The organism is Paracandidimonas lactea (assembly GCF_021653995.1).
Classification (GTDB): domain Bacteria; phylum Pseudomonadota; class Gammaproteobacteria; order Burkholderiales; family Burkholderiaceae_B; genus Allopusillimonas; species Allopusillimonas lactea.
In genome coordinates, this window is sequence record NZ_JAJJOZ010000007.1 from 137,182 (window position 1) to 149,214 (window position 12,033).

General features: G+C 62.9%; 7 protein-coding genes and 1 tRNA gene. 6 read left to right on the plus strand and 2 right to left on the minus strand.

Annotated features, from left to right (window positions below):
- The first annotated feature begins 29 nt into the window (after nucleotides 1-29).
- On the plus strand, nucleotides 30-1,886 hold the full coding sequence (locus tag LOL23_RS13585; protein ID WP_160978893.1) for an ABC transporter permease: 1,857 nt from the start codon (nucleotides 30-32) through the stop codon (nucleotides 1,884-1,886).
- Nucleotides 1,883-3,523, plus strand: coding sequence for an ATP-binding cassette domain-containing protein (locus LOL23_RS13590; RefSeq protein ID WP_160978895.1), 1,641 nt, complete (start codon nucleotides 1,883-1,885; stop codon nucleotides 3,521-3,523). The genes LOL23_RS13585 and LOL23_RS13590 overlap by 4 nt, the downstream gene beginning before the upstream one ends.
- A gap of 208 nt (nucleotides 3,524-3,731) precedes the next feature.
- Here LOL23_RS13590 and LOL23_RS13595 read toward each other — a convergent pair whose 3' ends face one another.
- Entirely contained in the window at nucleotides 3,732-7,403 is a 3,672-nt protein-coding gene (locus LOL23_RS13595) for an indolepyruvate ferredoxin oxidoreductase family protein (protein ID WP_160978897.1), read from the minus strand.
- Between the two features lie 127 nt (nucleotides 7,404-7,530).
- Between LOL23_RS13595 and LOL23_RS13600 the strand changes: the two genes are divergently transcribed.
- Nucleotides 7,531-8,454: a LysR family transcriptional regulator gene (locus LOL23_RS13600; protein ID WP_160978899.1), complete on the plus strand. Its 924-nt coding sequence runs from the start codon at nucleotides 7,531-7,533 to the stop codon at nucleotides 8,452-8,454.
- Nucleotides 8,455-8,585: 131 nt separating this feature from the next.
- Here LOL23_RS13600 and LOL23_RS13605 read toward each other — a convergent pair whose 3' ends face one another.
- On the minus strand, nucleotides 8,586-9,893 hold the full coding sequence (locus tag LOL23_RS13605) for a phospholipase A (RefSeq protein WP_160978901.1): 1,308 nt from the start codon (nucleotides 9,891-9,893) through the stop codon (nucleotides 8,586-8,588).
- A 135-nt stretch (nucleotides 9,894-10,028) separates the two neighbouring features.
- On the opposite strand from LOL23_RS13605, the gene LOL23_RS13610 reads away from it, so the two are divergent.
- The 3 genes from LOL23_RS13610 (at nucleotide 10,029) to LOL23_RS13620 (ending at nucleotide 12,031) form a co-directional block, all read left to right on the plus strand.
- Nucleotides 10,029-10,102: transfer RNA gene (locus LOL23_RS13610), tRNA-Arg, on the plus strand.
- 246 nt (nucleotides 10,103-10,348) lie between these two features.
- Nucleotides 10,349-11,332 (plus strand): Bug family tripartite tricarboxylate transporter substrate binding protein, encoded by a 984-nt coding sequence (locus LOL23_RS13615; RefSeq protein ID WP_160978903.1) that lies wholly within the window; start codon nucleotides 10,349-10,351, stop codon nucleotides 11,330-11,332.
- 9 nt (nucleotides 11,333-11,341) lie between these two features.
- Nucleotides 11,342-12,031, plus strand: a complete 690-nt coding sequence (locus LOL23_RS13620) for a 3-oxoacid CoA-transferase subunit A (RefSeq protein WP_237173741.1) — start codon at nucleotides 11,342-11,344, stop codon at nucleotides 12,029-12,031.
- Nucleotides 12,032-12,033 lie beyond the last annotated feature (2 nt).

Below are 12,033 nucleotides of genomic sequence, written 5' to 3' on the forward strand. Positions count from 1 at the left end.
CGGCCAGGCGGACGGATGAGTAGTTGGGCATGAGTATCACGGGCCTGATCGTCCAGCTTCTGAACGGGCTGGCCGAGGCGTCGTCGCTGTTTTTGGTAGCGGCGGGGCTTTCGCTTATTTTCGGGGTGAGCCGCATCGTCAATTTTGCGCACGGCTCGCTGTATATGTTGGGCCTGTATCTGGCATACAGCCTGGTGCAGGCCTGGGGCGCGGGCGCGGCGGGGTTTTGGGGCGGCGTGCTTGTTGCGGCGCTGCTGGTCGGGGCGCTGGGTGCTGTGGTCGAGGTATTGTTGCTGCGGCGTATCTATGCGGCGCCTGAGCTCTTTCAATTGCTTGCCACCTTTGCGCTGGTACTGGTGCTCAGCGACCTTGTGCTGTGGCTGTGGGGGCCTGACGATCTACTTGGTCCGCTTGCGCCTGGCATGGGCGGGGCGGTGCGGATATTCGGCCGCTACCTCCCGATCTATGACGTGTTTCTGATTGCCGTGGGCCCGCTGGTGCTGCTTATGCTGTGGCTAGCCTTGACGCGTACGCGCGCCGGTATGTTGGTGCGTGCCGCCACACAGGACAGGGAAATGCTGTCTGCGCTGGGCGTCAACCAAGCCTGGCTGTTCACGGCCGTGTTCGCCTTCGGCGCTTTCCTGGCGGGGTTGGGCGGGGCGCTGCAACTGCCGCGCCAGCCCGCCACGCTGGGGCTGGATCTAGGCATCATCGGTGATGTGTTCGTGGTGGTTGTGGTGGGCGGCATGGGTTCGCTGCCGGGCGCTTTTGTGGCGGCGCTGGCGATCGCCGAACTCAAGGCGTTGTGCATTGCGCTGGGCACGGTGGACATCGGTGGCGTTGCCATCGCCTTTCCCCGCCTGACGCTGGCGATCGAGTTCATTTTTATGGCGGTGGTGCTGATCTGGCGTCCGTGGGGCTTGTTCGGCAGGCCCATGGCCGTTGTGCGCCAGGGGGCGGGCCACGCCGTGCCGCTGCGGCCGATGCCCGTCGCGCGCGGCGCCGTGGCGCTGCTGGCTTGCCTGGGCATGGCGGCTTTGCCGCTGCTGGCGGGTGCATTTCCCTATGCAGCCATTCTGGCGCATGATGCGCTGATCGCCATTATCTTCGCCGTGGGCCTGCATTTCATGATGGGCCTTGGCGGCATGCCTTCTTTCGGTCATGCCGCATATTTCGGGCTGGGCGCTTACGGGGCCGCTTTGTTGTTCCAGTCGGCTGGGTTCGGCATGCTGCCGGCACTGGCGGTCGCGCCCCTGGCGGCCGCCCTGGCTGCGATGCTGTTCGGTTGGCTGGGCGCGCGTCTGAGTGGCGTCTATCTGGCCATGCTGACGCTGGCGTTCGCCCAGATCATCTGGTCCATCGCCTTTCAGTGGGATGCGGTCACGGGCGGATCCAATGGTTTGTTCGGTATCTGGCCGGCCGACTGGCTGGCGGGTGATCGTTTCTACTATGCCACGCTGGCCGTGACGATTGCGGTGGTGCTTTTCGCGCGTCGGGTGGCGTTCTCGCCCTTTGGGCTGGCGTTGCGCGCTACGCGTGATTCGGCGCTGCGCGCGGATGCGGCGGGCGTCAACGTGCGGCGCGTGCAATGGACGGCGTTTGTGGCGGCGGGTACGGCCGCCGGCCTTGCGGGCGCGCTGTATGTATTTGCCAAGGGTGGGGTCTCGCCCGAAGCGCTGGCGATCGGTAAATCTGTGGATGTCCTGATTATGGTGCTGCTGGGGGGCGTGCAGACCCTTGCAGGTCCGGTGGCGGGTGCGGCGGCCTTCACTGGCTTGCATGATCTATTCCTGGGTGTCACAGAATACTGGCGCGCCTTGTTCGGCATGGTAATTCTGCTGATCGTGCTGGTGTTTCCACGTGGGCTGGCGGGGGTGGCGCGATGAGCTTGCTGCAAGTGCGTCATCTGGTGCGCGATTTCGGCGGCAATCGGGCGGTTGACGATGTTTCCTTCGATCTTGCGCCCGGAGAGTTGCTGGCCATGATCGGACCCAACGGGGCGGGCAAGTCGACGGTGTTCAATATGCTGGGTGGGCAGTTGCAACCCACATCAGGTTCGGTGGTGTTCGATGGCAAGACCCTGCGCGGGCTGGCGTCGCACCGTATCGCCCGCCTGGGTGTGGGCCGCAGCTTTCAGGTGGCGGCCACGTTCGGGTCCATGACGGTGCTGGACAATGTGCGGGTGGCGCTGCTGGCGGCTCGACGACGCACCAGGGTGTTCTGGCGGCCGGCCAGCGCACTGTACGAGGCAGATGCCTTGGTGCTGCTGCGTGAAGTGGGCATGGTGGAGCAGGCAGGGCGACTGTGCAGCGAATTGGCCTATGGCGATGTGAAGCGGCTGGAGCTGGCGGTCAGCCTGGCTGGCGAGCCCCGGTTGTTGTTGATGGATGAGCCGACTGCCGGCATGGGGTCGGCGGAGCGCTATGCGTTGATGGCACTGGTCAAGCGCTTGGTGATGGAGCGCGGTATGGCGGTGCTGTTTACCGAGCATAGTATGGATGTGGTGTTCGAGTACGCCGGCCGTGTGCTAGTGCTGGCGCGCGGCAAAGTGATTGCCGAAGGCGCGCCGCAGGCCGTGCGCGACGATGCGCGGGTGCGGGAGGTGTACTTTGGTACCGGCGCCACCTTTGAAGGAAGGGATGCGGTGGCGCATACCCCTGCGCCGCCGGACGCGTTGCACACGGTGCGCGCCGATCCGCAGCAGCGGCAGCCCTTGCTCACCGTGCGCGGCATGAACGCCTGGTATGGCGATGCGCATATTCTGCGCGATGTGTCGCTGCAGGCGAGGCGAGGCGAGGTAGTAGCGCTGATGGGGCGCAACGGTGCGGGCAAGTCGACGACGTTCAAGGCACTGATGGGCTTGCTGGCGCGCCGCGATGGCTTTGCCGAATTCATGGGCCGCGGCCTGGAGGGGTTGGCGCCGTATGAGATCGCGCGCCTGGGCATGGGCTATGTGCCGGAAGACCGGCGTATTTTTACCGACCTGACGGTCACCGAAAACCTGCTCGCCGGCCGGCGCCCTGCGCGCTCCTGGCCTGTGCGGTATGCGGGAGGGGATGCTACGAGCGGGGGCGCGGATGCGGGTGATGCCATGTCCTCTCGTACGGGCTCAGTGTTGCATGCGCGCGCGGATGCGGATGGGGCCCTGAACTGGACGGTGGACGCGATCTTCGACGCTTTCCCGCATCTGGCGAGCTTGCGTAACCGGCCCGCCGGCGCGATGAGCGGGGGCGAGCAGCAGATGCTGGCTGTAGCGAGGGCTTTGATGGGCAACCCTTATCTGCTGCTGCTGGACGAGCCTTCGGAAGGTGTGGCACCGGTGGTGGTGGAGCAGCTTGCGGCCATGATTCTGGCGCTCAAGCGGCGTGGCGCAAGTGTGCTGCTGTCTGAGCAGAATATTCATTTCGCTCGTCTGGTGGCGGATCGCGCTTATGTGCTGGAAAGGGGGGTGATCCGCTACGAGGGCGCGATGGATGATCTGGCGGCAGACGACGCGGTGCATCGGAAGTTTCTGGCGATTTAGGGGGGCTGGGCCGCGCACGGGCCAGGGCACGTTCGGCAAGCCGCAAAATGCTTGCCAGGCGTTGGCCCCGCAGGGTACCTCATGCCGCCAGGCCAGTGCCCCGTCGGCGGGCAGCCCCACAGGAATCAGCGGGTCCGTCCCGTGCGCGGCGACAGCGACGGGACGGATGGGCTGGTGGAGGCCCGTCTGGGGTGACGTTTGGGCTTTGTCAGGCTACGGCGCCTTTGGGTTGGCGGCCATGGCGGTAGTCCTCCAGCAGTTCGGCGCGGCGGGCCTGGGCGGTCGCGATGCTCCTGTCTTTGACGTGGCCGTAGCCGCGGATGTCGTCGGGCAGGTTGGCCAGCGCCAGTGCGGCATCCATGTTGCGCTCGTTGAGGCTGGCTGCAAGCTCTTCGACCAAGTTTAAGTAGTCTTGCACCAATTGCCGTTCCATGCGGCGTTCCGCCGTATGGCCGAATATGTCGAGGGCGGTGCCGCGAAGGCCTTTCATGCGGGCCAATACGCCGAAGGCGCGCATCATCCACGGTCCATAGCTGCGTTTGACCAGCTCGCCGCGCGTGTTGCGACGCGCGAGCAGGGGCGGAGCGAGGTGGAAGCGCAGGGTGTAGTCGCGCCCGGGTTCGCCTTCGAATTGTTCGCGCAACTGGGCCAGGAAGGCAGGGTCGGTGTACAGGCGCGCGACTTCGTATTCGTCTTTGTAGGCCATGAGCTTGGCCAGGTGCGTGGCCACCGCGCGCGTCACGCGGCCGGCGTGCCCGTTGGCCAGCCGGGATTCGCATTCGCGTATGCGTGCGACCGCGCTTTGGTAGCGCGCCGCGTAGCGGCTGTTCTGATAGTTTTCGAGCCATTGGGTATTGCGGGCGACCAGTGCGTCCAGGCTTTCGGGCATGGCGATGACGCGTGCGGTGGCAAGAGTTTCCACCTTGGCTAGCGCCGCCCGTGGCTCGGCCTGCGCCAATTGAGGCGCGATAGCCGCAACGCCCAGGTGCGCAGCGGCACGGCCCCATTCAAAGGCGGTGGCGTTCTTGTCCACGGCCACGCCATTAAGCTTCATGGCCTGCAGCAGGCTTTCTTGCGAGAGCGGGACCCAGCTCTTTTGCCAGGCATAGCCCAGCAGCAGCGGGTTGGCGTAGATGGCGTCGCCCAGCAGGGCAAGCGCCAGTGCGATGGCGTCTATGTATTCGCAGCCATCGCCCATCGCTTCGTTCAAGCGCGCGCTGGCCGCATCGCCCGGGAAGCGCCATTTTGGGTTGTGGATGATTTCGGCGGTGGGCACCGGGGCGCTGTTGACCACCGCCTTGGTGCGCCCTTTGAGCGCTTTGCCCAGCACATCGGGCATGGCCGTCACGATGGTGTCACAGCCGATAATCAGCCGCGCTTCGCCGGTGGCGATGCGGGTGGCGTGAAGGTCGTCGGCCCGCGGTGCAAGCTGAACGTGGCTGAGCACGGCGCCGCCTTTCTGCGCCAGGCCGGCCATGTCGAGTACGCTGACCCCGCGCTGCTCGATGTGGGCCGCCATACCCAGCAGGCTGCCGATGGTGACCACGCCGGTGCCGCCGATGCCGGTGACCAGAATGCCGTAGGGTGCGGCCAGCGCGGGGACGTCTGGGGCGGGGACGTGCGGCGGCGCAGCGGGCGAGGTAGGCACTGTGGCTGTGGCGCTGGGGGCAGTGACGGAACCGGGATGCCCGCCAGCCGCACCCGCACCGGATGTGACAGCCCCCGCAGGCCGCGGTTTTTTCATCTGGGCGCCTTCGGCCGTGACAAAGCTGGGGCAGAAGCCATTGATACAGGAGAAATCTTTATTGCACGACGATTGGTTGATGCGCCGCTTGGTGCCGCGCGGTGTGTCCACGGGCTCGACTGACAGGCAGTTGGACTTGGTGGAGCAGTCGCCACAGCCCTCGCAGACAGCTTCGTTGATGAAGACGCGCCGGGCGGGATCGGGATAGGTGCCGCGCTTGCGGCGGCGGCGCTTTTCGGTGGCGCAGGTTTGGTCGTACACCAGCACCGTGGTGCCCTGGATCTCGCGCAGCATGCGCTGCACGTCGTCCAGTTCGTCTCGGTGATGGACAGCGGCGCCGCCCGCCAGAGCGACACCCTTGTATTTTTCGGGCTCGTCCGTCACCACGACGATCTTGCGCGCGCCCTCTGCATGCACTTGCGCGATCACATCGGTGACTTTGAGTACGCCATCCACGGGCTGCCCGCCCGTCATGGCAACGGCGTCGTTGTAGAGGATTTTGTAGGTGATATTGGCGCCTGAGGCGATGGCGGCCCGTATCGCAAGGATGCCGGAGTGGAAATACGTGCCATCGCCCAGATTGGCGAAGATATGTTTTTCGTTGGTGAAATGATGCTGGCCTATCCAGGCCGCGCCTTCGCCGCCCATATGACTGAAGGTGGCCGTGTCGCGGTCCATCCAGATCGCCATGTAGTGGCAGCCGATACCTGCCAGCGCACGCGAGCCTTCGGGCACGCGCGTTGACGTGTTGTGTGGGCAGCCCGAACAGAACCATGGCTTGCGCTCTGGCCCGCCGGCGGTGCCGGCCTGGTCGCGCTCTTTGGCATCGAGGATGGCCATGCGCGCGGCGATGCGCGCGCGCAGCCCTTCGGGCATGTTGGATTTGTCGAGGCGGCGGGCCAGGGCGCGCGCAATCAGGGCAGGCGACAGCTCGCCCTGCGCCGGCAGCAGCCAGGGGCCGCGCGGCACAGACCACTCGCCGCCCGCATTGTCTTTTTCGTCGAACTTGCCGAAGACGCGCGGGCGTACGTCCTCACGCCAGTTGTAGAGTTCTTCCTTGAGTGTGTACTCGAGAATTTGGCGCTTTTCTTCCACCACCAGGATCTCTTCGAGACCAGTGGCGAACTCGCGTGCGTCTTGCGCATTCAGCGGCCAGACACAACCGATTTTCATCAGACGTATGCCCAATTGCGCACAAGCCTCGTCGTCCAGCCCCAGCTCGACCAGTGCCTGGCGCGTATCCAGGTACGCCTTGCCGGCCGCCATAATGCCAAAGCGTGGCTGGGGTGAATCGATGACAATGCGGTTCAGGCGATTGGCGCGCACATAGGCCAGCGCCGCATACCACTTGTAGTTGAATAGCCGCGCCTCTTGGTCCAGCGGGGGGTCGGGCCAGCGTATGCCGAGCCCGCCGGCCGGCAGGATGAAGTTGTCGGGCAAAATGATGCGGACGCGATCAGGGTCGATGTCCACCGAGGCCGTGGACTCGACCACCTCGGTTACGCACTTCATGGCCACCCATAGGCCGGCGTAGCGACTCATGGCCCATCCGTGCAGGCCGTAGTCCAGGTATTCCTGGACATTGGCAGGGTAGAGCACGGGGATGCCGGCGGAGATCAGGTCGTGCTCGGACTGGTGTGCCACGGTAGAGGACTTGGCACCGTGGTCGTCGCCCGCCAGCACCAGCACGCCGCCATGCGGCGAGGTGCCGGCGGAATTTGCGTGCTTGAACACGTCCATGGAGCGGTCTACGCCCGGCCCTTTGCCGTACCACATGGCGAACACGCCGTCGCGGTTTGCGTGCGGGGTGAGCGCAATCTGCTGGGTGCCCCAGACCGAAGTGGCCGCGAGGTCTTCATTCAGGCCCGGCTGGAAGACGATGTCGTGCGCGGCCAGATGTGGCTTTGCCTTCCAGATGGCTTGGTCGATTGCGCCCAGCGGCGAACCGCGGTAGCCGGAAATGAAGCCGGCGGTGTTCAAGCCCGCGGCGCGGTCTTGCGCCTTTTGCAGCATGGGCAGGCGCACCAGCGCCTGCGTGCCGCTCATGTAGGCGCGGCCCTTTTCCAGTGTGTATTTATCGTCCAGACTGACAGTGGCAAGCGCCGAAAGCGCCGCCTGATCAAGGGGGGCATTCATTGCGGGGGAGTCTCCTGTGTTATGTGTATGGCGGCCGGGGTGTGGCCGCTTCCCTGCATTCCTAGTGTATGAGGCCTTCCCGGTATCGTAAAATTACATTTTCAGTTACCAGATATCAGCAAAACAGATGAAGAGCGAAGTCACGCTGCGCCAGTTCCGGTATTTCATTGCGGCGGCGACAACAGGGCAGTTTTCGGCCGCAGCGGTGCAGGAACATGTCTCCCAGTCGGCAGTTACGAGCGCAGTGCAAAACCTTGAGCATCAGCTAAAGGTCAAGTTGTTCGATCGCCTGCCGCATGGCGTGGCCCTTACACCAGAGGGGCAGGTGTTCTTCCACCATGCGCGGCATGTCATGGACTCCGTTAACGATGCCATGCGGCACGCCAGCCTTGTGCCGCAAAGTGCGCAGGGAACGATACGCGTTGCGGCGACGTATACCGTACTAGGTTATTTTCTACCCGACTTGCTCAGCCGGTTCAAGCGAAGCTATCCGCAGGTGGAGATTGATCTGGTCGACATGGACAGGCGCGAACTTGAGGTTGCGCTGGACAGCGGCACCATCGATCTTGGCGTCGGGCTGTTGTCGAACATCAATGTTGCGTCGCGCCATGGGCGGCGGTTGTTGATTAGTTCACGGCGGCGCGTATGGGTAGGGGCGGAGCATCCCCTGGCGGGTGAATCTGTGGTGACGCTTGCTGATATCGCACGCCATCCTTATATCCTGCTCACGGTGGACGATGCCGACACGGCGGCCATGCGGCATTGGCGCAAGGCCGCGCCGCTCACGATCGCCATGCGCACCAGCTCGCTGGAAGCGGTGCGCGGGCTGGTGGCATACGGGTTTGGCGTGTCCATTCTTTCCGACCTGGTGTACAGGCCATGGTCACTGGAAGGAAAAAAGATTGTCGCGATACCCATCGCCGATCCGATAGCGCCCATGGATGTGGGCCTGTTGTGGCCCGCGCGGCGCGAACCGGCCGGGTTGGCGGATGCCTTCCGGCAATTCCTGGTGCAGGCATGCGAGGCTCGCAGCGAAGGCGCGGCTGCCTAGGCGTGGCAGTCCTGCGCGAGGTTCACGCGCAGGAGCTTGGTCGCGGCTGCCGGTGCCGCAGTGTGCAATCAAGAGGAGTGGTGATGCGCCGTTGATGAACGGCCGTCGTGTGGCCCGCCGTACCCGATGCCTCACGGGATCAGCGCCAGCCCCACCCGTACCTGCGACCCTGATTTCTGGTTGTAGTCCAGCAGAGTGGCGCCATACCCTTTGGTGTATTGCGCGTACAGATACCCATTCATGTTCAGGAAGGTGCGCTGCAGCGGCCATGCCGCCTCGAGTTGCGTAAAGTAGCGGCTTTCGGTGCCGCGCCTGTACAGGCCACTGAGTACCAGGCCGTTGTCCTGTGCCCAGCGCAGCTTCCAGTCGACGTAACCGAAGTGGTCGGCGTAGTCGCTGTTTTCTTTGACGGCGAAGTAATTCTTGAAACGGGGTGCAAAAGTGAGCGTGCTGCCGCCGCCGAAGCGATAGTTGAATTCGGGCTGCACGTAATAGAAATTGAGGGAACGCGATTCGTCGTCGCTTTTCCCGTTGGATTCATGCTCCACGCCGGCCTGCAGGCCCACGAACCAAGGCTCGCGCGCATCGCGCCACAAGGCATCCTTGCGCCAGAACACGCTGGGCTTGAAGGAGGTATCGACGAAAGGTGATGAATCGGAGGATAAATCCCATAGCGCTGTTTGCGTATAACCGACGTAGAAGTGGTCTACGAAATCGGGCCGGGCGGGATCTTTCGGACGGAACAGGCGGTATTTCAGGCTGATCTGGTAGCGCGCGTAGCGCCCATTGTTGTCGCCCACGGCGAAGTACACCGGTTCGTAGGGTTGCAGCGCGTTGCGGAAATTTTCGAAGCCCGAAGCCAGCGTATTGGTTTGCGACGATACCGAGGTGGGGGCGGGCCCCACAACGGGTGACGCACCCGCCTCAAGCACCACACGGCTGGGCAGGGCAGGGTCTTGTACGCCGGGTGTGCCCGACTTGCCGGCATCCACCACCGGGCCCATGGCGGGTGCGGCGGCAATTGCTGTATCGCCGGGCAGGCGTGCGTCAAAAGCCAGCAGCGTTGCGTCGCCTTCCACGTTCACGGCCTGCAGGCCGCGCACGTTGCTGGGCACGATTGCCTTCCAGGAAATCTGGACGAAATTATTGACTGGCACGCTGTATGCGCCCTGGCCCTCGGTAAGGTAGGCAATGCTGCGCGTGGCCTGGCCATCTGGCCCGCGCCACTGAATGACCAGCTTGCGCGGCGCCGTCCAGTCTAGTGCGGAGGTGGTGTCGTTGAAGAGAATGCCGGTAATGTTGATCGTGTCGCCGGGCGCCGCCTGCGTTTGGGCAAGTTTATACGTGATGCCCGCAAGCGCGGCGGAACTGGCGAGCGCACTGCCCGCCAGCACCGCAACGCCCAGCAGGCGAACCGAAGAATATGTTGAAAAAGCCATGGGAAATCTGAATGGAAAGACCCAAGGCAATGTAACACCGCACGATGAAACCAGGGCAACCGGATGTAAAGAAACCTTTTTCCCTCATTGGTCGTGCGGGATATAATGGGCCGCCTCGCCGATTGGCGGGCCTATGCGGCGGTAGCTCAATTGGATAGAGCACAGGCCTTCTAAGCCTGGGGTTGTGAGTTCGATCCTCGCCCGCCGCGCACTTCATATGTCGCACTAAAAAGCCTGCTTTCAAGTCTCCTTGGCCTGGCCCGCTGCGTATGGGTGGCACCGCCCGACCGTACCTTGCCATAGCCGCATCCCTCTGTCTTGAAAGGCCGCAACGCGTTTTATCTTCATGCCATTATTTCGATTTATGTATCGAATATCGAAACATAGATTGATCGTGCGGCCAGTAAGTATAGATTAGGCGATGCAGCATACTTATTACATGGAGACGCTTTTCTATGCGTGTTTTATTTTCGGCCCTTCTCGGCTGTACCCTGTCGCTGTCGTTCGCTTCATACGCAATAGCGAATACCGCCGACTATCCCAATAAGCCCATTCGTTTCGTCGTGCCGTATCCTCCTGGCGGCTTGGGAGACACTTTCTCCCGCGCGCTGGGGCGGGGCCTGGCTGAACAGTTGGGGCAGCCAGTCATCGTGGAAAACAAACCCGGCGCGAGCCAGGTCATCGGCGCGGAACAGGTTCTCCGGGCCCCTGCGGATGGCTATACCCTGTTTTTGTCGTCGATGACGAGTTTGGCGACCAATCTGGGTTCGCATAGCCAGCTTTCCTACGATCCGATCAAAGACTTCGCCCCTGTCAGCAAGCTGTTTTCGTCAGCGTTGTATCTGGCCGTGAAGTCGGATTTGCCCATTAAAAGCGTGGCGGATCTGGTGAAGGAGGCCAAAGCGCAGCCAGGTACGCTGTCTTACGCGTCGCTGGGGCTGGGCGGTAGTCTGCATTTGGCGGGCGAGCTGTTTTCCCAAGCTGCCGGCATTAATATGCTGCACGTTCCTTATAAGGGGAGTGTGCCTGCGCTTACTGATGTCATGGGCGGTGTCGTCACGATGATTTTTGATGGCGGATCGACAGTTGCTCCACAGGTAAAGGCAGGCAAACTGCGGGTGTTGGCCGTAACCGGCAAGCAGCGTTCGTCGATCGATGGGCTAGAGAATGTGCCCACCATGGCTGAGGAAGGTTTCCCAACTGTGGACGTTGGCGTGTGGTGGGGCCTGTCAGTGCGCGGCGGCACGTCCGACGCCATTGTTGAACGTCTGTCTAAAGCGGTGAATGTCGTCATCAACGAGCCGCAGTTCCGCAGTTCTCTGAGCGGCACCGGGATGGACATCCAGGGGAGCACACCCAAGGAATATGGCGAGTTCATCGAGAGCGAGGCCGTGCGCTGGCCGGCATTCATGAAGCAGATAGGTGTCGTGCCGCAATAAGGGGCAGTCATGCTAAACAAAGTACGCCAGTCGGTTCGGGAAGCGCTGGACGGGATCTTTGATGGTGCCACGATTCTGGTTGGCGGCTTTGGCGGTGCGGGCCTTCCGTACGAGCTTGTGCATGCGCTGATTGACCAGGGTGCCAGCGACCTCACCATTGTGAACAACAATTCGGGTACGGGCACCGATGGCCTCACGGCGCTGGTGGCTGCGGGCCGGGTCAGGAAAATGATTTGCTCCTTCCCCCGCGCCGCCGATCCTAGAAGTGATCCGAATATCTTTCAGTCGTGGTATCGGGCGGGAAAGGTGCAGCTCGAGGTTGTGCCGCAAGGCACCATCGTAGAGCGCCTGCGCGCCGCTGGCGCGGGGATAGGCGGGTTCTACACGAAGGTCGGTGCTGGAACCGTGATGGCCGAAGGCAAGGAAACCCGTGAGATCGATGGGTGTGAGCATGTGCTGGAGTACCCCCTGCACGGGGACTTCGCACTGATCAAGGGCGACATGGCTGATCGGTGGGGCAATGTCACGTACCGCAAGGCCGCAAGAAACTTTAATCCCGTGATGGCCATGGCTGCGACAACGACGATTGCGCAGGTGAGTGAAATCGTCGAGCTGGGAGAATTGAACCCAGAGCACGTTGCGACACCCGGTATTTTTGTACAGCGCGTGGTGAGACTAATTCCTGAAGCAAGGGGCTGATA